Here is a 23,336-nt window from a genome sequence, read left to right as displayed (position 1 = left end):
GAGGGGCAAAGAGCATGGGACTCGAAGAGAAACTGCCGAGCGGATTTCTGCTGACCACCGTCGAACAGGCCGCGGGGTGGGTGCGCAAGTCATCCGTCTTCCCCGCGACCTTCGGCCTCGCGTGCTGCGCCATCGAGATGATGACGACGGGAGCCGGGCGCTATGACCTGGCTCGCTTCGGCATGGAGGTCTTCCGCGGTTCGCCGCGCCAGGCCGATCTGATGATCGTGGCCGGACGCGTGAGCCAGAAGATGGCGCCGGTCCTGCGGCAGGTCTATGACCAGATGCCCAACCCCAAGTGGGTCATTTCCATGGGGGTTTGCGCTTCATCGGGCGGGATGTTCAACAATTACGCGATTGTGCAGGGTGTGGACCACATTGTCCCTGTTGACATCTATTTGCCCGGCTGTCCGCCACGGCCCGAGATGCTGATGGACGCCATCCTCAAGCTGCACCAGAAGATCCAGGGCTCCAAGCTCGGGGTCAACGCCGAGGAAGCGGCCCGCGAGGCGGAGGAGGCGGCCCTCAAGGCGCTCCCCACCATCGAGATGAAGGGGCTGCTGCGGTGAGCGACGCGCATGAAGAGCACCTGAACGGAAACGGCGTTCCGGCCCCCCGTGAAGAGGGCGGCAAGGTCATCGGCGTACGCAAGGGCATGTTCGGCGCCGATAACGGCGGCGACACGTCCGGTTACGGCGGCCTGGTGCGGACGGTCACCCTGCCGGGCGCCACCGCGCGTCCCTACGGAGGCTGGTTCGACGAAGTGGCGGACGAGCTGGAAGGCGCCCTGGAAGAGCAGGGGCTTCTCCCGGAGAACGCGATCGAGAAGACGGTCGTCGACCGCGACGAGCTCACCTTCCACATCGCGCGCGAGCACCTCGTCCGGGTCGCCCAGACCCTGCGCGACGACCCGGCCCTGCGCTTCGAGCTCTGTACGGGCGTCTCGGGGGTGCACTTCCTCGAGGACAAGGGCCGCGAGCTGCACGCCGTCTACCACCTGCGCTCGATCACCCACAACCGCCTGATCCGGCTCGAAGTCAGTGCCCCTGACGCCGATCCGCACGTCCCCTCGCTGGTCGCGGTCTATCCGACGAACGACTGGCACGAGCGCGAGGCGTACGACTTCTTCGGCCTGATCTTCGACGGTCACCCGGCGCTGACGCGGATCATGATGCCGGACGACTGGCAGGGCTTCCCGCAGCGCAAGGACTACCCCCTCGGCGGCATCGCCGTCGAGTACAAGGGCGCCCAGATCCCGGCTCCGGACCAGCGGAGGTCGTACAGCTGATGAGCACGTCACATGCATCCGCGCGCGAGACGACCGAGGGGACTGTATATACAGTCACCGGCGGCGACTGGGACGAGGTCGTCCAGTCCGCGGCCCGGTCCGACGACGAGCGCATCATCGTCAACATGGGTCCGCAGCACCCCTCCACCCATGGTGTGCTCCGGCTCATCCTGGAGATCGAGGGCGAGACCGTCTCCGAGGCCCGCTGCGGCATCGGCTATCTGCACACGGGCATCGAGAAGAACCTCGAATACCGCACGTGGACGCAGGGCACGACGTTCGTCACGCGCATGGACTACCTGACGCCGTTCTTCAACGAGACGGCGTACTGCCTCGGGGTCGAGAAGCTCCTCGGCATCGAGGACCAGATCCCGGACCGCGCCTCGATCATCCGCGTGCTCCTGATGGAGCTCAACCGGCTCTCCTCGCACCTGGTGTGCATCGCCACCGGCGGCATGGAGCTGGGCGCGACGACGATCATGATCTACGGCTTCCGAGATCGTGAACTCGTTCTCGACATCTTCGAGTTGATCACCGGCCTGCGCATGAACCACGCGTACGTGCGGCCCGGCGGGCTCGCCCAGGACCTGCCGCCGGGCGCGGTGGACCAGATGCGCGAGTTCGTGAAGAAGATGCGGAAGAACCTCGGCGAGTACGACAAGCTCGCCACCGGGAACCCCATCTTCAAGGCCCGCATGCAGGACGTCGGCTACCTCGACCTCGCGGGCTGCATGGCCCTCGGCGCCACGGGCCCGGTCCTGCGCTCGGCGGGCCTGCCGCACGACCTGCGCAAGTCGGACCCCTACTGCGGCTACGAGAACTACGAGTTCGACGTGCCGACCGCCGACACCTGCGACTCCTACGGGCGCTTTTTGATCCGCCTTGAGGAGATGCGCCAGTCACTGCGCATCGTCGAGCAGTGCCTGGACCGCCTTGAGCCGGGACCGGTCATGGTCGGCGACAAGAAGATCGCCTGGCCCGCGCAACTGGCCCTCGGACCGGACGGCCTCGGCAACTCGCTCGACCACATCAAGAAGATCATGGGCACCTCCATGGAGTCCCTGATCCACCACTTCAAGCTGGTGACCGAGGGCTTCAGGGTCCCGGCCGGACAGGCGTACACCGCGGTCGAGTCGCCCAAGGGCGAGCTCGGCGTGCATGTCGTCTCCGACGGCGGCACCCGCCCCTACCGGGTCCACTTCCGTGACCCGTCCTTCACCAACCTGCAGGCCATGGCGGCGATGTGCGAGGGCGGCCAGGTCGCCGACGTCATCGTCGCCGTCGCCTCCATCGACCCCGTGATGGGAGGCGTCGACCGGTGACCACCACTCCTTCCCAGCAGGGTGCGGGCGTCAGCCTGGGCATGCCCCAACTCCCCGCCCCCGACTTCCCGGCCGACGTGCGGGCCAGGCTCGACGCGGACGCCAAGGAGGTCATCTCCCGCTACCCGGACTCCCGGTCCGCGCTGCTCCCGCTGCTGCACCTGGTGCAGTCCGAGGAGGGTCACGTCACGCGCACGGGCATGGCCTTCTGCGCGGAGGTGCTCGGCCTGACCACCGCCGAGGTCACCGCGGTCGCGACCTTCTACACGATGTACCGGCGCAAGCCCTCCGGTGACTACCAAGTCGGCGTCTGCACGAACACGTTGTGCGCCGTCATGGGTGGTGACGCGATCTTCGAGTCGCTGCAGGAGCACCTGGGCGTCGGCAACGAGGGGACCACGGACGACGGCAAGGTCACGCTGGAGCACATCGAGTGCAACGCGGCCTGTGACTTCGCTCCCGTCGTGATGGTCAACTGGGAGTTCTTCGACAACCAGACTCCCGAGAGTGCCAAGCGGCTCGTCGACGACCTGCGCGCGGGCGAGCAGGTCGAGCCGACCCGCGGCGCCCCCTTGTGCACGTACAAGGAGACGGCCCGGATCCTGGCGGGCTTCCCGGACGAGCGGGCCGGCGCCGTCGAGGCGAGCGGCGGCGCGGGTCCGGCCTCGCTGATCGGACTGCGCCTGGCCAAGGGTGAGTTGCCCCAGCCGCGTGTGGTCCACCCGCGCACGGGCGGCCCGCAGGACGAGGCACCCGCCGAGCACCTCAGCTCGCACGACGCACCGCAGGAGACCTCGGCATCCGACCCGGCCCACCCGGCCGGACCGACCGCCGAGGAGGGGGAGTGATGACCTTGGCAGCCGAGATCGACAACGAGACGAGCCCCGAGAAACTGCTCGCGCCGGTGCTTTCGGCGTTCTGGGACGCGGAGAAGTCCTGGACGCTCGACACCTACCGGCGGCACGAGGGGTACGAGGGTCTGCGCAAGGCCCTGGCCATGGCGCCGGACGACCTCATCGCGTACGTGAAGGACTCCGGTCTGCGGGGCAGGGGCGGCGCGGGATTCCCCACCGGAATGAAATGGCAGTTCATTCCGCAGGGAGATGGAAAGCCGCACTATCTAGTTGTCAACGCCGACGAATCGGAGCCGGGGACCTGCAAGGACATCCCGCTTCTCTTCGCGAACCCGCATTCCCTCATCGAGGGGATTGTGATCGCGTGCTACGCGATCCGTTCTTCGCATGCCTTCATCTACCTGCGTGGTGAAGTCGTCCCCGTGCTCCGGCGGTTGCACGAGGCCGTGCGTGAGGCGAAAGAGGCGGGGTTCCTGGGCGAGGACATCCTGGGCAGCGGACTCGATCTCGAACTCACCGTGCACGCGGGCGCCGGCGCGTACATCTGTGGTGAGGAGACCGCGCTGCTCGACTCGCTCGAAGGCCGCCGTGGCCAGCCGCGACTGCGTCCCCCTTTCCCGGCCGTCGCGGGCCTCTACGCATGCCCCACTGTTGTCAACAACGTCGAATCCATCGCGTCGGTTCCCGCGATCCTGAATCGCGGAAAAGACTGGTTCAAATCGATGGGGAGCGAGAAGTCCCCGGGCTTCACGCTCTATTCGCTGAGCGGCCACGTCACGAGCCCCGGACAGTACGAGGCCCCGCTCGGCATCACCCTGCGCCAGCTGCTCGACATGAGCGGCGGGATCAGGGCGGGCCACCGGCTCAAGTTCTGGACGCCGGGCGGCTCCTCGACGCCGATGTTCACCGACGAGCACCTCGACGTCCCCCTGGACTACGAGGGCGTGGGCGCCGCCGGGTCGATGCTCGGCACGAAGGCGCTCCAGTGCTTCGACGAGACGACCTGCGTCGTGCGGGCGGTCACGCGCTGGACCGAGTTCTACGCCCACGAGTCCTGCGGCAAGTGCACGCCCTGCCGCGAAGGAACGTACTGGCTGGTGCAGTTGCTCCGTGACATCGAGGCCGGCAAGGGCGTCATGTCCGACCTCGACAAGCTGAACGACATCGCCGACAACATCAACGGCAAGTCGTTCTGCGCCCTCGGTGACGGCGCCGCGTCGCCGATCTTCTCCTCGCTCAAGTACTTCCGTGAGGAGTACGAGCAGCACATCACCGGCAAGGGCTGCCCCTTCGACCCGGCCAAGTCGACTCTCTGGGCCGACAGGCCCGCCGCACATTCGGAGGTGAACGCATGACAGTGACCACCAACAGCGCTCCCTCCGGAGGGGGCGAGGCGGCGGTTCCGCCGGAAGACCTCGTGTCGCTGACGATCGACGGCATCGAGATCAGCGTCCCGAAGGGGACGCTGGTCATCCGGGCCGCCGAGCTCCTGGGCATCGAGATCCCCCGGTTCTGCGACCACCCGCTGCTCGATCCCGCGGGCGCCTGCCGCCAGTGCATCGTCGAGGTGGAGGGCCAGCGCAAGCCGATGGCCTCCTGCACCATCACCTGCACCGACGGCATGGTCGTGAAGTCGCAGCTCTCCTCGCCGGTCGCCGAGAAGGCCCAGCGCGGTGTGATGGAGCTGCTCCTCATCAACCACCCGCTCGACTGCCCGGTATGCGACAAGGGCGGCGAGTGCCCGCTGCAGAACCAGGCGATGCAGGTCGGCGACACGGACACCCGCTTCGAGGGCAAGAAGCGGACTTTCGAGAAGCCGGTGCCGATCTCGACGCAGGTCCTTCTCGACCGCGAGCGGTGTGTGCTCTGCGCTCGCTGCACCCGGTTCTCCAACCAGATCGCGGGCGACCCGATGATCGAGCTGCTCGAGCGCGGCGCGCTCCAGCAGGTCGGTACGGGCGAGGGCGACCCCTTCGAGTCGTACTTCTCCGGGAACACCATCCAGATCTGTCCGGTCGGCGCGCTGACCTCGGCGGCGTACCGATTCCGCTCCCGCCCCTTCGACCTGGTGTCGTCGCCGTCGGTCTGCGAGCACTGCGCGGGCGGCTGCGCGACGCGCACCGACCACCGGCGCGGCAAGGTCATGCGGCGGCTCGCCGCGGACGATCCCGAGGTCAACGAGGAGTGGCTCTGCGACAAGGGGCGCTTCGGCTTCCGTTACGCGCAGAAGCCGGACCGGCTCACCACGCCGCTGGTGCGCAACTCCGAGACCGGTGAGCTGGAGACGGCCAGCTGGCCCGAGGCGCTGGAGGCCGCGGCCACCGGGCTCGCCGCCGCGCGCGGCCGGGCCGGCGTGCTGACCGGCGGGCGCCTCACTGTGGAGGACGCCTACGCGTACAGCAAGTACGCGCGCGTGGCGCTCGACACGAACGACATCGACTTCCGCGCGCGCGTGCACAGCGCCGAGGAGGCCGACTTCCTCGCCGCGCGCGTGGCGGGCCGTGGCCGGGATCTCGACGGCACCGGAGTCACGTACGCGGAAGTGGAGAAGGCACCCGCCGTCCTGCTCGTCGGCCTTGAGTCCGAGGAGGAGGCGCCCGGGATCTTCCTGCGCCTGCGCAAGGCCTGGCGCAAGCACGGCCAGCGGACGTTCTCCCTCGCGACGCATCAGACGCGCGGTCTGGAGAAGGCGGGCGGCACGCTGCTGCCCGCGGCTCCCGGCACCGAGACGGAGTGGCTCGACGCCCTGGCCGGCGGAGTCGGCCTGGAGGGCGAGGGCGCCAAGGCGGCCGAGTCGCTGCGCGCCCCGGGAGCGGTGATCGTGGTCGGCGAGCGTCTCGCCGCCGTGGCGGGCGGGCTCACCGCCGCCGTACGGGCCGCGTCCGCGACCGGTGCGCGGCTGGTGTGGGTTCCCCGCCGGGCGGGGGAGCGCGGCGCCCTTGAGGCGGGCGCGCTGCCTTCGCTGCTGCCCGGTGGGCGTCCTTCCACCGACCCGCGCGCACGGGACGAGGTCGCCGCCGCCTGGCGCGTGGCCGAACTCCCGCACCGCCACGGCCGCGACACCGGCCAGATCGTCGAGGCGGCGGCGACCGGCGAACTGGGCGCGCTCCTGGTGGCGGGCGTGGAGGTCGCCGACCTTCCCGACCCGCAGCGCGCGCGTGAAGCACTCTCCGAGGTCGGGTTCCTGGTCTCCCTCGAACTGCGGCCCAGTGAGGTCACCGACCACGCCGACGTCGTGTTCCCCGTGGCCGCGGTCGCGGAGAAGCCCGGCACCTTCCTCAACTGGGAGGGCAGGGCGCGGATGTTCGACGCCGCACTCAAGCCCGACCACATGACGCGCACGCTGGCCCCGACGGACGCGCGTGTGCTGCACATGCTGGCCGACGCCGGGGACGTACACCTGGGTCTTCCCGACCTGGCCACGGCCCGGCGCGAGCTCGACCGGCTCGGCGGCTGGGAGGGCACGCACGCCACCGAGCCCCTGGAGACAGCCGCTCAGCCGCCGAGGCCCTCCTCCGGAGAGGCCGTTCTCGCGGGCCACCGGCTGCTGCTCGACCAGGGCCGCCTCCAGGAGGGCGACGAGGCGCTTGCCGGTACTCGGCACGACGCGGTCGCCCGGCTCTCGGCGGCCACCGCGGCCGAGGCGGGCGTCAAGGACGGCGACGTCCTGGCCGTCACCGGCTCCGCCGGGGCGACCGAGCTGCCGCTCCAGGTCACCGAGATGCCCGACCGCGTGGTGTGGCTGCCGCTGAACTCGACCGGGGGAGGCGTCACTTCCGACACCGGAGCGCGCCCCGGCGATCTCGTCCGCATCGGCCCGGCGCTCCTGCCGGAGCCCCCTGAGGCCCCGGAGGTGACGTCGTGATGCACACCGTGGTGCCGCTTGCGGCGGAAGACCTGTCCATGTTCGGCCGTGACCCGTGGTGGCTGGTCGCCGTCAAGGCGGTCTTCTGCTTCGCGTTCCTGATGGTGACGGTGCTCTTCTCCATCGTCTGGGAGCGCAAGGTCGTCGCCTGGATGCAGCTGCGCATCGGCCCGAACCGGCACGGCCCCTGGGGCATGCTGCAGTCCCTCGCGGACGGCATCAAGCTGATGCTCAAGGAAGACCTGATCGTCAAGCGCGCGGACAAGGTGGTGTACATCCTCGCGCCGATCGTCGCGGCCATCCCGGCCTTCATGGCGATCGCGGTGATCCCCTTCGGGCCCGCGGGCAACGAAATCTCGATCTTCGGCCAGCGCACGACGATGCAGCTCACCGACCTGCCGATCGCGATGCTCTACATCCTCGCGGTCGCCTCGGTCGGCATCTACGGCATCGTGCTCGCCGGTTGGAGCTCCGGATCCACCTATCCGCTCCTGGGCGGTCTGCGCTCCTGCGCGCAGATGATCTCGTACGAGATCGCGATGGGCGCCGCGTTCGCCTCGGTGTTCCTCTACTCCGGGTCGATGTCGACCTCGGCGATCGTGGAGGCGCAGGCGGACCGCTGGTACGTACTGCTGCTTCCCGTCTCGTTCCTGATCTACATCGTGACGATGATCGGTGAGACCAACCGCGCTCCGTTCGACATGCCGGAGTCCGAGGGCGACCTCGTCGGCGGCTTCAACACCGAGTACTCGTCGATCAAGTTCGCGCTGTTCATGCTCGCCGAGTACGTCAACATGGTCACCGTCTCGGCGGTCTCGGTCACCCTCTTCCTGGGCGGCTGGCGGGCCCCGTATCCGGTCAGCACCTTCTGGGAGGGCGCGAACCACGGCTGGTGGCCGATGCTCTGGTTCGTGATCAAGGTCCAGCTGTTGCTGTTCTTCTTCATCTGGCTGCGCGGCACGCTGCCACGCGTCCGCTACGACCAGCTGATGAAGCTCGGCTGGAAGGTCCTGATTCCGGTCTCGGTCGTCTGGCTGATGCTCGTGGCGACGGTCAGGGCGATGCGGAACGAGAACTACGACTTCACCTCGATCGCGCTCTATGTGGGCGGCGGGGTCATCGCGCTCCTGTTGCTCTCCGTCGTCGTCGACATCTTCCGCGACAAGCGCGAGAAGGAAGCGGCAGCACGATCCGAGAGCGAGGAGCCGGTGGCCTTCGACCCGATGGCGGGCGGATTCCCGGTCCCGCCGCTGCCCGGACAGAGCCTGCCGCCCGTGCCACGCCGACCCTCGCGCCAGGAGCGGGAGTTGATTGTCAGTGGTGGGCCGGATACTCAAAGTGACGGAACCCGTAGTGACGGAAAGGAGGCGTCCGATGGCTGAGTCGAAGAAAGAGCCACACCAGTCACCACACGAGTCGAACCAATCGAAGCAGGGGTTCCAGAACCCCGTCGCGGGCTTCGGCGTGACCTTCAAGGCCATGTTCAAGAAGCGGCTGACCGAGCAGTATCCGGAGCAGGAGAAGACCACCGCTCCCCGCTTCCACGGCAGGCACCAGCTCAATCGCCATCCGGACGGCCTGGAGAAGTGCATCGGCTGCGAGCTCTGCGCCTGGGCCTGCCCCGCGGACGCGATCTATGTGGAGGGCGCGGACAACACCGAGGAGGAGCGCTACTCCCCGGGCGAGCGGTACGGCCGCGTCTACCAGATCAACTACGCCCGCTGCATCCTGTGCGGCCTGTGCATCGAGGCGTGCCCCACGCGCGCGCTGACGATGACGAACGAGTTCGAGCTGGCCGACAGCAGCCGCGAGAAGCTCATCTTCACCAAGGAGCAGCTGCTCGCCGGCCTGGAGGAAGGCATGGTCGAGTCGCCGCACTCGATCTTCCCGGGCACGGACGAGCAGGACTACTACCGCGGTCTGGTGACGGAGGCCGCTCCCGGCACGGTGCCCCAAGTGGCCCTCTCCAAGGGCGAGACGCCCCAGGAGGCCGCCTCCACCTTCGGTGACGACGAACCCGCGTCGGGGGAGGTGATCAACCGATGACGCAGCTCGCCGCCTACACCACCTCCACCGGTGAGGCCGTCCAGTTCTGGGTGCTCGGCACGGTCGCCGTGATCGGCGCCCTGTGCACGATCCTCATGAAGAAGGCCGTGCACAGCGCGCTCTGTCTCGCCGGGACCATGATCATCCTGGCGGTCTTCTACCTCGCCAACGGCGCGTACTTCCTGGGCATCGTCCAGGTCGTCGTCTACACCGGCGCGATCATGATGCTCTTCCTCTTCGTGGTCATGCTCGTCGGCGTCACCGCCGCCGACTCCCTGAAGGAGACCATCAAGGGGCAGCGCTGGCTGGCCGGTCTCTGTGGCTTCGGCTTCGCCATCCTGCTCTTCGCGGGCATCGGGAACGCCTCGGTGAGCGAATTCGCCGGACTCGGCAAGGCGAACGCCGGCGGCAACGTACAGGGCCTCGCCGAGAGCATCTTCACGAAGTACGTCTTCGCCTTCGAGATCACCGGCGCGCTGCTCATCACCGCCACCGTCGGCGCGATGGTGCTCACCCACCGCGAGCGCACGGAGCGCGCCAAGACGCAGCGCGAGATGTCCGAGGAGCGCGTGCGCTCCAACCACCTGCCGCCGCTGCCCGCCCCCGGTGTCTACGCCCGGCACAACGCCGTGGACGTCGCAGGGCTGCTCCCCGACGGCACCCCGTCGGAGCTGACGGTCAACAAGACGCTGCGTGAGCGCGGCCAGATCCGCGACGTCTCGAACGAGGCGCTGGATGATCTGCGGGCCCTCGAACAGCGTTCCGAGGACCGTCTCGAGCGGTCGTCCAAGGGCGAGGAGGCGTCGAAGTGAATCCGGTCAACTACCTGTATCTCGCGGCGCTGTTGTTCTCGATCGGCGCCACCGGCGTCCTGATCAGGCGGAACGCGATCGTGGTCTTCATGTGTATCGAGCTGATGCTCAACGCGTGCAACTTGGCCTTCGTCGCCTTCTCGCGACTGCACGGCAACCTCGACGGCCAGATCATCGCCTTCTTCACGATGGTCGTCGCCGCGGCGGAAGTCGTGGTCGGCCTCGCGATCATCGTGTCGCTGTTCCGCTCCCGTCACTCGGCCTCGGTCGACGACGCCAGCCTGATGAAGCTGTAAGGGGTCGCTGAAAAGTGGAGAACCTGATCGCGCTGCTCGTGGCAGCGCCTCTGCTCGGAGCGGCCGTACTGCTGTGCGGCGGGCGGCGGTTGGACCGTGTCGGCCACTGGCTCGGCACGCTGCTCGCCGCCGCGTCCTTCGTCGTCGGTGCGGTGCTCTTCGTCGACATGCTGGGCAAGGGCGCCGAGGAGCGCTCCCTTTCCCAGCACCTGTTCAGTTGGATCCCCGTGGAGGGTTTCCAGGCGGACGTCGCCTTCCAGCTCGACCAGCTGTCGATGACGTTCGTCCTGCTGATCACCGGTGTGGGCACCCTGATCCACATCTACTCCATCGGGTACATGGAGCACGACGAGCGGCGCCGCCGCTTCTTCGGCTATCTGAACCTGTTCCTCGCGGCGATGCTCATCCTGGTCCTCGCCGACAACTACCTCCTCCTGTACGTCGGATGGGAGGGCGTCGGCCTCGCCTCGTACCTCCTGATCGGCTTCTGGCAGCACAAGCCCAGCGCGGCCACCGCCGCGAAGAAGGCGTTCCTGGTCAACAGGGTCGGCGACATGGGCCTCTCGATCGCCATCATGCTGATGTTCACCACCTTCGGGACCTTCGCCTTCGGCCCTGTCCTGGAGGCCACCGGCCAGACGTCGGAGGGCAAGCTGACGGCCATCGGCCTGATGCTGCTGCTCGCGGCGTGCGGCAAGTCGGCCCAGGTGCCGCTGCAGTCCTGGCTCGGCGACGCGATGGAGGGCCCGACCCCGGTCTCGGCCCTGATCCACGCGGCGACGATGGTGACCGCGGGCGTGTACTTGATCGTCCGCTCCGGCGCGATCTTCAACGGCGCGCCGGACGCTCAGCTCGTCGTCACCGTCGTCGGTGCGGTCACGCTCCTCTTCGGTGCGATCGTCGGTTGCGCGAAGGACGACATCAAGAAGGCCCTCGCCGGGTCGACGATGTCCCAGATCGGGTACATGATCCTGGCCGCGGGCCTCGGCCCCATCGGCTACGTCTTCGCGATCATGCACCTGGTGACGCACGGCTTCTTCAAGGCCGGGCTCTTCCTCGGGGCCGGTTCGGTCATGCACGGCATGAACGACGAGGTCGACATGAGGAAGTACGGCGGCCTCAGGAAGTACATGCCGGTCACCTTCGTGACCTTCGGTCTCGGCTATCTGGCGATCATCGGCTTCCCCGGTCTTTCCGGGTTCTTCTCCAAGGACAAGATCATCGAGGCGGCGTTCGCCAAGGGCGGCACGGAGGGCTGGATCCTCGGCTCGGTCGCGCTGCTCGGCGCCGCGATCACCGCGTTCTACATGACGCGCGTGATGATCATGACCTTCTTCGGTGAGAAGCGCTGGCAGCCCGATGCGGAAGGCCATGAACCGCACCCGCACGAGTCGCCCAAGTCGATGACGATCCCGATGATCGTGCTCGCCTTCGGGTCGGTCTTCGCGGGTGGCTTCTTCAGCATCGGCGACCGCTTCATGCACTGGCTTGAGCCGGTCACCCACCACGACCACGGTGACTCGCCGCTGAGCGCCACCACGGTCACGGCCGCCACCATGGTGGTCCTGGTCATCGGTGTGGCCCTCGCCTACGTCCAGTACGGCCGCAAGTCCGTCCCGGTCACCGCCCCGCGCGGCTCGCTGCTCACCCGGGCGGCCCGGCGCGATCTCCTCCAGGACGACTTCAACCACGTCGTCCTGGTCCGCGGCGGAGAGCACCTCACCCGCTCCCTGGTGTACGTCGACCACACCCTGGTCGACGGAGTCGTCAACGGCACGGCGGCCTCGGTCGGCGGGCTCTCCGGACGGCTGCGCAAGATGCAGAACGGCTATGCCCGCTCCTACGCGGTCTCGATGTTCGGCGGCGTTGCGGTACTCATCGCCGCGACCCTGCTGATGAGGGCGGTCTGATACCGATGTCCTTTCCTCTGCTGACAGCGACGGCGGCCCTGCCCGCGGTCGGCGCGATCGCCACGGCAGCCGTCCCGGCCGCCCGGCGGACCGCCGCCAAGTGGCTCGCGCTGCTCGTGTCGCTCGCCACGCTCGCGCTCGCCGTGACCGTGCTCGTGCGATTCGACCCCGACGGGTCCCGTTATCAACTCACCGAGTCCCGCGCCTGGATCGCGGAGTTCGGGGTGCGGTACGAACTCGGGGTGGACGGCATCGGTGTCGCCCTCCTCGCGCTCACCGCGCTCCTGATGCCCTTCATCATCCTGGCCGGATGGCACGACGCCGATCCCCTGGAAACGAAGTCCTCGCGGTGGCGCCCGACCCAGGGCTTCTTCGCCCTGATCCTGGCCGTCGAGGCGATGGTGATCATCTCCTTCGCGGCCACGGACGTCTTCCTCTTCTACATCTTCTTCGAAGCCATGCTCATCCCGATGTACTTCCTCATCGGCGGCTTCGGAGACCGCGCTCACGCGGGCAGCGACGAGAACGCGTCGGCGCAACGCTCGTACGCGGCCGTGAAGTTCCTCCTCTACAACCTGGTCGGCGGCCTCATCATGCTGGCCGCCGTGATCGGGCTCTACGTGGTGGCGGGGAACTTCTCGCTCCAGGAGATCGCCGAGGCGCGGGCCAACGGCACGCTGGACATGGCGACCAGCACCGAGCGCTGGCTCTTCCTCGGCTTCTTCTTCGCCTTCGCGGTGAAGGCGCCGCTGTGGCCGCTGCACACCTGGCTGCCGAACGCGATGGGCGAGTCCACGGCCCCGGTCGCCGTGCTGATCACGGCGGTGGTCGACAAGGTCGGCACCTTCGCGATGCTGCGGTTCTGCCTCGGGCTCTTCCCCGAGGCGAGCAAGTGGGCGACACCGGTCATCCTCGTGCTCGCGCTGATCAGCATCATCTACGGCGCTCTGCTCGCGGTCGGCCAGCGCGACATCAAGCGCCTTGTGGCGTACGCGTCGATCTCGCACTTCGGGTTCATCATTCTCGGCATCTTCGCGATGACCTCCCAGGGGCAGTCCGGCGCGACGCTGTACATGGTCAACCACGGGATCTCGACGGCCGCGCTGATGCTGGTGGCCGGCTTCCTGATCTCGCGGCGCGGTTCGCGGCTCATCGCGGACTACGGAGGGGTGCAGAAGGTGGCGCCGGTACTCGCGGGCACCTTCCTGATCGGTGGTCTCGCGACGCTCTCGCTGCCGGGGCTCGCGCCGTTCGTGAGTGAATTCCTGGTCCTGGTCGGCGCGTTCGCGCGCTATCCGGTGGTCGGGATCATCGCCACGATCGGCATCGTGCTCGCCGCGCTCTACACCCTCGTCCTCTACCAGCGGACGATGACGGGTCCGGTGAAGCCGGAGGTCTCGGCCATGCCGGACCTGCGAGTGCGTGAACTCGTGGTCGTCGCTCCGCTGATCGCGCTCCTGATCGGCCTCGGCGTCTACCCGAAGCCGCTCACCGAGCTGGTGAACCCGGCGGTCAAGCACACCATGTCCGACGTACAGCAGAAGGACCCGAAGCCCGACGTGGAGGCGGCCAAGTGAGCGCATCAGCTGTCCACAGCCTGTGGACAATGGCGTCGGCCGCGGCGCCGCAGGATCAGATCGACAAGATCGACACTCCCACCATCGAGTACGCGCAGCTGTCACCGACGCTGATCGTCATCGCTGCGGCGGTCCTCGGGATCCTCATCGAGGCCTTCCTGCCTCGCAAGTCCCGTTACTACGCCCAGCTGTTCGTGGCCGTCGTCGCCATCACCGCGGCCTTCGCCGCGGTCGTCGGACTCGCCGCCACCGGGTACGGCTCGACGAAGGCGCACATCGCCGCCATGGGCGCGATCGCGGTCGACGGGCCCGCGCTCTTTTTGCAGGGCACGATCCTCCTCGCGGGGCTCGTCGCGATCTTCACCTTCGCGGAGCGGCGGCTCGACCCCGTGGCGCACGGCAATCACGTCGACTCCTTCGCCGCGCAGGCCGGAGCGACGCCGGGCAGCGAGGGCGAGAAGGCCGCGACGAAGGCCGGGTTCACCACCACCGAGGTGTTCCCCCTCGCGCTCTTCGCGATCGGCGGAATGCTCGTCTTCCCGTCGGCGAACGACCTCCTGACGCTCTTCATCGCCCTTGAGGTCTTCTCGCTGCCGCTCTACCTGCTCTGCGCGCTCGCCCGCCGCAAGCGCCTGATGTCGCAGGAAGCCGCCGTCAAGTACTTCCTGCTCGGCTCGTTCTCATCGGCGTTCCTGCTCTTCGGGATCGCCCTCCTCTACGGGTACGCGGGCTCGGTTTCGTACGGCACGATCGCGAAGGTCGTCGACGGCACCATCCAGAGCGTCAACCCGGCGCTCGCCGACACCATGGGCAACGACGCGCTGCTTCTGATCGGCGCCGCGATGATCGTCATGGGACTGCTCTTCAAGGTCGGCGCGGTGCCTTTCCACATGTGGACGCCCGATGTGTACCAAGGCGCGCCCACTCCGGTCACCGGCTTCATGGCCGCGGCGACGAAGGTGGCCGCCTTCGGCGCGCTGCTCCGGCTCCTCTACGTGGTCCTGCCGGGGCTGCGCTGGGACTGGCGTCCGGTCATGTGGGGCGTCGTGATCCTCACGATGCTGGGCGGCGCGATCGTCGCGATCACCCAGACCGACATCAAGCGGCTGCTCGCGTACTCCTCGATCGCCCACGCGGGCTTCATCCTCGCCGGTGTCATCGCCATGACGCCGGACGGCATCTCGTCCGTGCTCTTCTACCTGGTGGCCTACTCCTTCGTGACGATCGGTGCTTTCGCGGTGGTCACGCTGGTGCGGGACGCGGGTGGCGAGGCCACGCACCTGTCCAAGTGGGCGGGGCTCGGCCGCCGCTCGCCGCTCGTCGCGGCCGTCTTCGCGGTCTTCCTGCTCGCCTTCGCCGGTATTCCGCTGACCTCCGGGTTCTCCGGGAAGTTCGCGGTGTTCAAGGCGGCGGCGGAGGGCGGCGCCGGTGTGCTGGTCGTGGTCGGTGTGATCTCGTCCGCGATCGCGGCGTTCTTCTACATCCGTGTGATCGTGCTCATGTTCTTCAGCGAGCCGAAGGCGGACGGCCCGACCGTGGCCGTGCCCTCGCCGCTGACGATGACGGCGATCGGGGTGGGCGTCGCGGTGACGCTGGTCCTGGGCGTGGCCCCGCAGTACTTCCTGGATCTGGCGAACCAGGCGGGGGTCTTCGTCCGGTAGTCCACCTGTTCTACTCGCCTTTGCTTGGCCGCCGCCCGGCACCCTGTCCGACAAGGGTGCCGGGCGGCGGCCTGTGGATAACTTCCGGAGGTGTCGGTGCGGAGCCCTATCGTGGAGGCAGTGGTCGAAGCGCGACGTACGGGGGCAGGGCGATGGATGGGATCGATGGCATGAGCGAGGTGACCGCACCGGTCGCGGTGGCGGAGAGCGACGCACTGCGGACGCTGCACCGCGTCTTCGGGTACGACGCGTTCCGCGGTGAGCAGGAAGCGATCATCGACCACGTGGTCGCGGGCGGTGACTCCGTCGTGCTGATGCCCACCGGCGGCGGCAAGTCGCTCTGCTATCAGATCCCCGCCCTGGTCAGGCCCGGCACGGGCGTGGTCGTCTCCCCCCTCATCGCGCTCATGCAGGACCAGGTGGACGCGCTGCGGGCACTGGGCGTGCGGGCAGGGTTCATCAACTCCACGCAGGACTTCGACGAGCGGCGTGTGATGGAGGCCGAGTTCCTCGCGGGGGAGCTCGACGTGCTGTATCTGGCGCCGGAGCGGCTGCGCCTCGACGGGACGCTCGATCTGCTCTCCCGCGGCAAGATCTCCGTCTTCGCGATCGACGAGGCGCACTGCGTGGCGCAGTGGGGCCACGACTTCCGCCCGGACTATCTGGCGCTCTCCCTGCTCGGCGAGCGCTGGCCGGACGTGCCCCGCATCGCCCTGACGGCCACCGCGACACACGCCACGCACCGCGAGATCACCGAGCGGCTCGGCATGCCGGACGCGAAGCACTTCGTGGCGAGCTTCGACCGGCCCAACATCCAGTACCGCGTCGTGCCGAAGGCCGAGCCGAAGAAGCAGCTCCTGTCCTTCCTCAAGGAGGAGCACGCGGGCGACGCGGGCATCGTCTACTGCCTCTCGCGCAATTCGGTCGAGAAGACCGCCGAGTTCCTGAGCAAGAACGGCATCGAGGCCGTTCCGTACCACGCGGGCCTGGACGGTGGGACGCGCGCCGCGCACCAGTCCCGCTTCCTGAGGGAGGAGGGCCTGGTCGTCTGCGCCACCATCGCCTTCGGCATGGGCATCGACAAGCCGGACGTCCGGTTCGTCGCCCACCTCGACCTGCCGAAGTCGGTCGAGGGCTACTACCAGGAGACGGGCCGTGCGGGCCGTGACGGACAGCCCTCCACGGCCTGGATGGCGTACGGCCTGCAGGACGTGGTCCAGCAGCGGAAGATGATCCAGAGCAGCGAGGGGGGCGAGGCGTTCCGCCGCCGGGCGGCGGCGCACCTGGACTCGATGCTGGCGCTGTGCGAGACGGCCCAGTGCCGCAGGGCCCAGCTCCTCACGTACTTCGGCCAGGACGCGGACGGACAGTCCTGCGGCAACTGCGACACCTGCCTCACCCCGCCGGAGACCTGGGACGGCACGGTCGCGGCCCAGAAGGCCCTGTCCACGATCGTGCGCCTCCAGCGCGAGCGCGGTCAGAAGTTCGGCGCGGGCCAGATCATCGACATCCTGCTCGGCAAGAAGACCGCCAAGGTCATCCAGTTCGACCACGACCAGCTCTCGGTCTTCGGCATCGGCGAGGAGCTCGCGGAGGCCGATTGGCGCGGCGTGGTGCGGCAGTTGCTGGCGCAGGGCCTGCTCGCGGTCGAGGGGGAGTACGGGACGCTGGTCCTGACCGAGGAGAGCGGTTCAGTCCTCGGCCGGGAGCGGGAGGTGCGGTTGCGCAAGGAGGCGAAGCGGCCCGCCGCGGCGAAGGCCGCGAAGGGGGAGCGCAAGGCGAAGGCAGCGGCGGCCGTCGCCGAGCTGCCCCAGGAGGCGGTGCCGGTGTTCGAGGCGCTGCGCGCGTGGCGCGGCGCGCAGGCCAAGGAGCTAGGCCTCCCGGCGTACGTGATCTTCCACGACGCCACGCTCCGGGAGATCGCCACACTGCGACCCTCGTCCCTGGCGGAACTGGGCGGCATCAGTGGCCTGGGCGAGAAGAAGCTGGCTACGTACGGGGAGGGCGTGCTCGAGGTCCTCGCGGGGCTGCCCGGGGGCGTGGAGCCCTCCGGGCCGGTCGGTGCGGAGCCGGCGCGGGTCCCGCGGCCCGCCCCGGCCCCGCAGGCCGCCGCCCGAGCCCCGGAGTACCCGGATGACGCCCCGGAGGAGGAGTGGCCGGAGCCGCCGGAGGACTTCTGAGCAGCCTCGTCGGCGGCACCGTGGTGGCTGGTCGCGCAGTTCTCCGCGCCCCTTCAGGGCACTGACGTCAGAGGGAGTCCGAGAAGGGGGCCGGGTCCCTGACCCGGCCCCCCCGGCCCCAAGGATCCCGGCAGGCGTCTCAGTGGGCCGAGGCGACCCTGCCGGAGACTTCGCCGAGGCCGACCCGGGTGCCGTCCGGGCCGGGGGCCCATGCCGTGAGCGTGACCTCGTCGCCGTCCTCGAGGAACGTCCGCTTCCCGTCCGGGAGGACAAGCGGGTCGCGGCCGTTCCAGGTGATCTCGATCAGGGAGCCGTACTGCCCGTCGGAGGGGCCGCTCACCGTGCCCGAGCCGTACAGGTCGCCCGTGCGCAGGGACGCACCGTTCGCGGTCATGTGGGCAAGCTGCTGGGCGGCCGTCCAGTACACGGTGGAGAAGGGGGGCTCGGAGATGACGTGGCCGTTCAGGGTCACGGTGATGCGCAGGTCGTAGCCGGCGGGCTCGTCCGCGACGGACTCCGCCGAATCGTCCAGGTAGGGCAGGAGTTCGTGCGTGCGCGCCGGAGGGGCGATCCGCGCCGTGTCCAGGGCCTCGAGGGGGGTGATCCACGCCGAGACGGAGGTGCAGAAGGACTTGCCGAGGAACGGTCCGAGCGGAACGTACTCCCAGGCCTGGATGTCGCGCGCCGACCAGTCGTTGAGGAGGCTGAGCCCGAAGACGTGCTCCCGGAAGTCCGCGAGCGGCACCGGCGTGCCCAGCTCCGAAGGCGTACCCACGACGAAGCCGACCTCGGCCTCGATGTCGAGGCGGACGGAGGGCCCGAAGACCGGCGCTGTCTCCGAGGGAGCCTTGCGCTGCCCCTTGGGACGTACCACTTCAGTCCCGGAGACCACAACGGTGCCGGACCGGCCGTGGTAACCGATCGGCAGGTGCTTCCAGTTGGGGGTCAGCGGAGTCGGTGAGTCCGGGCGGAAGATCTGCCCCAGATGCGTCGCGTGGTGCTCGGAGGCGTAGAAGTCCACATAGTCCGCGACCTCGAAGGGGAGGTGCAGGGTGACCTCGGACAGGGGGTACAGCAGGGGGCGTACGACCTCGCGGTGAGCCGGAATCGTCACCCACGCGGTGAGCGCACGACGCACATCGGACCACGCCGTGCGGCCCGCGGCGAGCAGCGGGTTGAGCGTGGGCCCGGCGAGCAGCGACACGTAGGGCGAGCCGAGCGCGGCGGCCGCGGCGCCTGCGTCGAGGACGTGATCACCGAGTCGTACACCGACACGGCGTTCCGCGGCTCCGACCGAGCCCGTGACCGAGCGCGTGGACGAGTCACCGGCTGGGGCTTCGGCTGGGGCTCCGGCCAGGGAGAACACGCCGTACGGGAGGTTGTGCGGCCCGAAGGGATCGCCCTCCGCGAGAGCGAAGGGGTCGCCTACGGAGGGGGCGGAAGGGTTGCTCCCGGCCGGGTCGAGCGGGGTGTGCTCGGACATGCGTACCTGCCTCGCTTTCCATATGGGTGTGCCACACGTTACGTGGGAAGCCCCGGTTGGGGCAGTGACTAAAGAGTTCGCAATGTCCGAATAAGCCTTGCTGGAGGGGTCAGTTCCGGCTTAGCGTCCTTTGGGGGACGCGGACGGGGTGGGTCCGGGTCGGACGGAGGGACACGTGGGGGGACCCGTGGCCATGAGGAACGACGTCGTGCCCTTCACGGTCGACCGTGAGGTGCCCGGCCTGATCGTGAAGTTCGGGAACTATCCGCTGCACCACGGCGGAGTGGGCGCGATCCGCAGTCTGGGGCGGCTCGGCGTGCCCATGTACGCGATCACGGAAGACCGTTACACACCGGCCGCGGCCTCGCGCCACCTCACCCGCGCCTTTCCCTGGCCGACCACCGGGGCGGAGGATCCGCAGCGGCTCGTCGAGGGGATGCTGCGCATCGCCCGCCGGATCGGCAGGCCCACGGTCCTGATCCCGACCGACGAGGAAGCGGCCGTCCTCATCGCCGAGCACCAGGACGCGCTGCGCGGCGCGGGGTTCCTCTTCCCGCGCGTGGAGCCCGAGTTACCCCGCCGCCTCGCGAGCAAGCAGGGCCTGCACGAGCTGTGTGTGGAGCACGGCATCGCCTCGCCGGCCGCCTCCTTCCCCGAAAGCTTCAGGGACATAGAGGAGTTCGCCGCCTCCGCGGTCTTCCCGGTGGTCGCCAAGAACCGCGAGGCGTTCACGCGCCGCTCCCGGCCCGCGGTGAACGGGACGACGCGCATCGAGACCCCGGGGGGCCTGCTCGGCCTCGCCCGTGACTGGGGCGAGCGGCCCGGAGTGATACTGCAGGAGTATCTGCCGCGGGAGCAGGCCGAGGACTGGATCGTGCACGCGTACTTCGACGAGGACTCGACGCCGCGCGCGCTGTTCACCGGCGTCAAGGTGCGCTCCTGGCCGCCGCACGCGGGAATGACGGCGAACGCGTACGTCGTCGACAATCCGGAACTCGCGGACCTCGCCGCCCGTTTCATCAAGCAGATCGGCTTCACCGGCGTCATCGACCTGGACCTGCGCTTCGACCGGCGCGACGGCCAGTACAAACTGCTCGATTTCAACCCTCGCATGGGCGCGCAGTTCCGGCTCTTCGAGAACGAGTCCGGGATAGACGTCGTCCGCGCGATGCACCTGCATCTGACAGGGCGCGCCGTACCCAAGGGGGAACAACGCGCCGGTCACCGCTATGTCGTCGAGAACATCGACCTGCCCGCACTCCTGGCCTACCGCCGCAGCGGATACACCACACCGCACGCGCCCCCGCACGCGAGCGGAACGGAGCTGGCCTGGCTCGCGGCGGACGACATGAAGCCGTTCTTCACGATGCTCGCGAGATTCGTACGACCGGGGGTGAAGCACCTGTATCAGCTCTGGCGAACCAAGAGACGCGGAAGCACGACGGGCTGACCACCACAGCGCGAACACGACGGCTGACGACCACGACCACAGCGCGAGCACGGCGGGCTGGCCACTACAGCGCGAGCACGACGGGCCGGCCACCACGACTGAACCCGGCACCGGCACCGGCACCAGCACCACACGAAGTAGGCACACGCGACAAGTGACGTCCTGGGGAGGGACTTCGTGATCAATCCAGTAGCAGTCATCGGGGCGGGGCCGTTCGGCCTGTCCACCGCGGCCCATCTACGGGCCCGGGGCATCCCGGCGCGGGTCTTCGGTGACCCGATGGTGAGTTGGCGCGCGCACATGCCCGCGGGGATGGTCCTGAAATCGACCCCGGTGGCCTCGAACATCGACGCGCCTCAGGGCGGCCACAAGCTTGTCGACTACTGCAAGGCCGCGGGGATACCGCCACTGGTCACCGACGAGGACATCATCCCCGTCGAGACCTTCATCGCCTACGGGGAGTGGTTCAAGGAGAAGCTCGTGCCCGACCTGGAGCAGGTGCGGGTGGTGTCGGTCGACCGCAAGGGCACGGAGGGCTTCGACCTGAAGCTGGACTCCGGCGAGCAGTTCACGGCCCGAGCGGTCGTCGTCGCCACCGGCCTCTCGGGCCTCGCGCAACTGCCTCCCGCGCTCGCGTCGGCCGTGCCGGACGGGCCGACCCCCACGGGGCCCGTATCGCACAGCTCGCAGCACAGCGACCTGTCGCGGTTCGCGGGGCGCGAGCTGATCGTGGTCGGCGCGGGGCAGTCGGCCCTGGAGACGGCCGCGCTCGCCGCCGAAGCGGGCGCCAACGTACGGGTGGTGGCGCGCGGCAAGGGATCGGTGGCCTTCGGCGAGCCCCCGTGGAAGCAGCCGAAGCTGCGCCCCGAGTCGCCCTTCGGTCGCGCCTGGTCGCTCTACGCGCTCAGCTACTACCCCCACCCCTTCCGCTATCTGCCCCCGCAGGCACGCCACTTCCTGGTCCGCCGCATTCTCGGCCCGCTGGGCGCGTGGTGGCTGCGCGAGCGCTTCGAGCGCAAGGTCGAGACGTGTGAGGTCCGGCGCATCACATCGGCGGAGGTCCAGGACGGCAACCCCGTCCTGAAGGTGGAGACCCTGGGCGGTCGCGTCCGCGAACTCTCCGCCGACCACGTCATAGCGGCGACGGGCTACCGGGTCGACATCGCCGCGATGGACTTCCTCGGCCCCGCACTCCGCGCCCGGCTCGCCACGAGCCGGGGCACACCGAAGCTGGGCGCGGGCTATGTCTCATCGACCCCGGGCCTGTACTTCACCGGCCTCCCGGCGGCGGGGTCGTACGGCCCTGTGATGCGGTTCGTGTGCGGCACGGAGTTCGCTTCGCCCCGGGTGGCGGGGCATGTGGCGCGGGTGCACGGCTGACGCGGGGTGCGACGGCCTCCGTCCGACGCATCCCGAACAGCTTCACCATGACGGCCGCCATCTCGCGGTAGTACTCCAACATGGTGTCGCTCAGAGGTGCGAGGGCCTCGTGCGCCGGCCCGTGCGTCGGCTCGTGCGTCGGCTCTCGCGTCGGCAGCTGCGTCATGCCATCTCCGGTGTCCGTTCCGGGGGAAGCACTACGGTAGGGCCGGTTGAGGGAGACACGTCTCGGTGAATCCGGTGAGCGCCGGTGGTGCGACCAGCGCACTGCTCGCGTCACAGCTCCCGTTACATTGCTTTCAGCATCGCCGGGGATCCGTATTCTCTGGATCATGGCTGCCCCCCTCGCATATTCACTTATCGCCACTGACCTGGACGGAACGCTGCTGCGCGGCGACGACACCGTCTCCGACCGGTCGTTGGCCGCGTTGACGGCGATCGCGGATGCGGGGGCGCGTCACCTGGTGGTGACCGGGCGGCCCGCGCCGCGCGTGAAGCCGCTCCTCGATGATCTGGGGGGCGGTGGCCTGGCCGTATGCGGGCAGGGGGCGCAGTTGTACGACGCCGGGGCCGACCGCATGGTCTGGTCCGTGACGCTCGACCGTGAGCTCGCCGAGGCCGCGCTCGGGAAGATCGAGGCGGAGATCGGGCAGGTCTACGCCGCCGTGGACCAGGACGGCGTGGACGGGCTCACCCTCATCGAGCCGGGGTATCTGATGCCGCACCCCACCTTGCCCGCGGTGCGTGTCCACAAGCGTGACGCGTTCTGGGCCGAGCCCATCAGCAAGGTGCTGCTGCGCCACCCCGAGCTGAACGACGACGAGTTGGCCGCCGTCGCGCGCGATGCGGTCGGGTCCCTCGCCACCGTCACCATGTCCGGGCCGGGCACCGTCGAGCTCCAGCCGCGCGGGGTGACCAAGGCGACCGGGCTCGCCCTCGCCGCCGAGCGGCTCGGGCTGAGCTCCGAGGACACCATCGCCTTCGGGGACATGCCCAATGACGTGCCGATGTTCGTGTGGGCGGCCCGTGGGGTCGCCATGGCCAACGCCCACCCCGACCTCAAGTCCGCCGCCGATGAGGTGACTTCGTCCAATGAGGATGATGGGGTGGCCGTCGTGCTTGAGCGGTTGCTCGCCGCCACGGAGTCCGCCACGGATTCCACCCCGGAGTCCGTGACGGAATCCGGGGTGGAATCCGTGGCGGAGTAGAGCT

18 protein-coding genes are annotated in these 23,336 nt (G+C 68.9%); 17 read left to right on the top strand and 1 reads right to left on the bottom strand.

The annotated features are described in order from the left end of the window. Nucleotides 1-14: 14 nt before the first annotated feature. The 14 genes from ACFVXC_RS32170 (at nucleotide 15) to recQ (ending at nucleotide 17,811) form a co-directional block, all read left to right on the top strand. Nucleotides 15-569, top strand: coding sequence for an NADH-quinone oxidoreductase subunit B family protein (locus ACFVXC_RS32170; RefSeq protein WP_005313804.1), 555 nt, complete (start codon nucleotides 15-17; stop codon nucleotides 567-569). Next, nucleotides 566-1,288, top strand: a complete 723-nt coding sequence (locus tag ACFVXC_RS32165; RefSeq protein ID WP_389912449.1) for an NADH-quinone oxidoreductase subunit C — start codon at nucleotides 566-568, stop codon at nucleotides 1,286-1,288. The genes ACFVXC_RS32170 and ACFVXC_RS32165 overlap by 4 nt, the downstream gene beginning before the upstream one ends. After that, nucleotides 1,288-2,610: an NADH-quinone oxidoreductase subunit D gene (locus ACFVXC_RS32160; RefSeq protein WP_389912446.1), complete on the top strand. Its 1,323-nt coding sequence runs from the start codon at nucleotides 1,288-1,290 to the stop codon at nucleotides 2,608-2,610. Before ACFVXC_RS32165 ends, ACFVXC_RS32160 begins: the two co-directional genes overlap by 1 nt. 41 nt (nucleotides 2,611-2,651) lie before the next feature. Continuing rightward, nucleotides 2,652-3,458: an NADH-quinone oxidoreductase subunit NuoE gene (gene nuoE / locus ACFVXC_RS32155; RefSeq protein ID WP_389912807.1), complete on the top strand. Its 807-nt coding sequence runs from the start codon at nucleotides 2,652-2,654 to the stop codon at nucleotides 3,456-3,458. Then, complete coding sequence (gene nuoF, locus ACFVXC_RS32150; protein ID WP_389912443.1) at nucleotides 3,458-4,819, top strand: NADH-quinone oxidoreductase subunit NuoF; 1,362 nt, start codon at nucleotides 3,458-3,460, stop codon at nucleotides 4,817-4,819. Before nuoE ends, nuoF begins: the two co-directional genes overlap by 1 nt. Continuing rightward, on the top strand, nucleotides 4,816-7,329 hold the full coding sequence (locus tag ACFVXC_RS32145; RefSeq protein ID WP_389912440.1) for an NADH-quinone oxidoreductase subunit G: 2,514 nt from the start codon (nucleotides 4,816-4,818) through the stop codon (nucleotides 7,327-7,329). The genes nuoF and ACFVXC_RS32145 overlap by 4 nt, the downstream gene beginning before the upstream one ends. Beyond that, nucleotides 7,329-8,711: an NADH-quinone oxidoreductase subunit NuoH gene (gene nuoH / locus ACFVXC_RS32140; protein WP_389912437.1), complete on the top strand. Its 1,383-nt coding sequence runs from the start codon at nucleotides 7,329-7,331 to the stop codon at nucleotides 8,709-8,711. Before ACFVXC_RS32145 ends, nuoH begins: the two co-directional genes overlap by 1 nt. Continuing rightward, nucleotides 8,704-9,375, top strand: coding sequence for an NADH-quinone oxidoreductase subunit NuoI (gene nuoI, locus ACFVXC_RS32135; protein ID WP_389912434.1), 672 nt, complete (start codon nucleotides 8,704-8,706; stop codon nucleotides 9,373-9,375). Before nuoH ends, nuoI begins: the two co-directional genes overlap by 8 nt. Then, the gene (locus ACFVXC_RS32130; RefSeq protein ID WP_389912432.1) at nucleotides 9,372-10,187 is read left to right on the top strand and encodes an NADH-quinone oxidoreductase subunit J; all 816 of its coding nucleotides are present in this window, start codon (nucleotides 9,372-9,374) and stop codon (nucleotides 10,185-10,187) included. The genes nuoI and ACFVXC_RS32130 overlap by 4 nt, the downstream gene beginning before the upstream one ends. Beyond that, on the top strand, nucleotides 10,184-10,483 hold the full coding sequence (gene nuoK, locus ACFVXC_RS32125; protein WP_249588397.1) for an NADH-quinone oxidoreductase subunit NuoK: 300 nt from the start codon (nucleotides 10,184-10,186) through the stop codon (nucleotides 10,481-10,483). The genes ACFVXC_RS32130 and nuoK overlap by 4 nt, the downstream gene beginning before the upstream one ends. A 14-nt stretch (nucleotides 10,484-10,497) precedes the next feature. After that, nucleotides 10,498-12,393 carry an NADH-quinone oxidoreductase subunit L gene (gene nuoL, locus ACFVXC_RS32120; protein ID WP_389912429.1) on the top strand — a complete coding sequence of 632 codons (1,896 nt, stop codon included), beginning with the start codon at nucleotides 10,498-10,500 and terminating at the stop codon, nucleotides 12,391-12,393. Between the two features lie 5 nt (nucleotides 12,394-12,398). Further along, nucleotides 12,399-13,970, top strand: a complete 1,572-nt coding sequence (locus tag ACFVXC_RS32115) for an NADH-quinone oxidoreductase subunit M (RefSeq protein WP_389912426.1) — start codon at nucleotides 12,399-12,401, stop codon at nucleotides 13,968-13,970. Continuing rightward, the gene (gene nuoN / locus ACFVXC_RS32110; protein ID WP_389912423.1) at nucleotides 13,967-15,631 is read left to right on the top strand and encodes an NADH-quinone oxidoreductase subunit NuoN; all 1,665 of its coding nucleotides are present in this window, start codon (nucleotides 13,967-13,969) and stop codon (nucleotides 15,629-15,631) included. The genes ACFVXC_RS32115 and nuoN overlap by 4 nt, the downstream gene beginning before the upstream one ends. Before the next feature lie 170 nt (nucleotides 15,632-15,801). Further along, nucleotides 15,802-17,811: a DNA helicase RecQ gene (gene recQ / locus ACFVXC_RS32105; protein ID WP_389912420.1), complete on the top strand. Its 2,010-nt coding sequence runs from the start codon at nucleotides 15,802-15,804 to the stop codon at nucleotides 17,809-17,811. Between the two features lie 139 nt (nucleotides 17,812-17,950). Here recQ and fahA read toward each other — a convergent pair whose 3' ends face one another. Beyond that, nucleotides 17,951-19,294 (bottom strand): fumarylacetoacetase, encoded by a 1,344-nt coding sequence (gene fahA, locus ACFVXC_RS32100; protein ID WP_389912417.1) that lies wholly within the window; start codon nucleotides 19,292-19,294, stop codon nucleotides 17,951-17,953. A 193-nt stretch (nucleotides 19,295-19,487) separates the two neighbouring features. On the opposite strand from fahA, the gene ACFVXC_RS32095 reads away from it, so the two are divergent. The 3 genes from ACFVXC_RS32095 to ACFVXC_RS32085 all read left to right on the top strand — a co-directional run bounded on the left by ACFVXC_RS32095 (nucleotide 19,488) and on the right by ACFVXC_RS32085 (nucleotide 23,332). Next, on the top strand, nucleotides 19,488-20,744 hold the full coding sequence (locus ACFVXC_RS32095; protein ID WP_389912414.1) for an ATP-grasp domain-containing protein: 1,257 nt from the start codon (nucleotides 19,488-19,490) through the stop codon (nucleotides 20,742-20,744). 177 nt (nucleotides 20,745-20,921) lie between these two features. Beyond that, nucleotides 20,922-22,124, top strand: coding sequence for an FAD-dependent oxidoreductase (locus ACFVXC_RS32090; RefSeq protein WP_389912411.1), 1,203 nt, complete (start codon nucleotides 20,922-20,924; stop codon nucleotides 22,122-22,124). A 332-nt stretch (nucleotides 22,125-22,456) separates the two neighbouring features. Continuing rightward, nucleotides 22,457-23,332, top strand: a complete 876-nt coding sequence (locus ACFVXC_RS32085) for an HAD family hydrolase (protein WP_389912408.1) — start codon at nucleotides 22,457-22,459, stop codon at nucleotides 23,330-23,332. Nucleotides 23,333-23,336 lie beyond the last annotated feature (4 nt).

The sequence above is a fragment of the Streptomyces sp. NPDC058257 genome (assembly GCF_042881845.1).
Taxonomy (GTDB): domain Bacteria; phylum Actinomycetota; class Actinomycetes; order Streptomycetales; family Streptomycetaceae; genus Streptomyces.
Note: the sequence above shows the minus strand (reverse complement) of the source record. Positions and strands in the feature narration are given on the sequence as shown.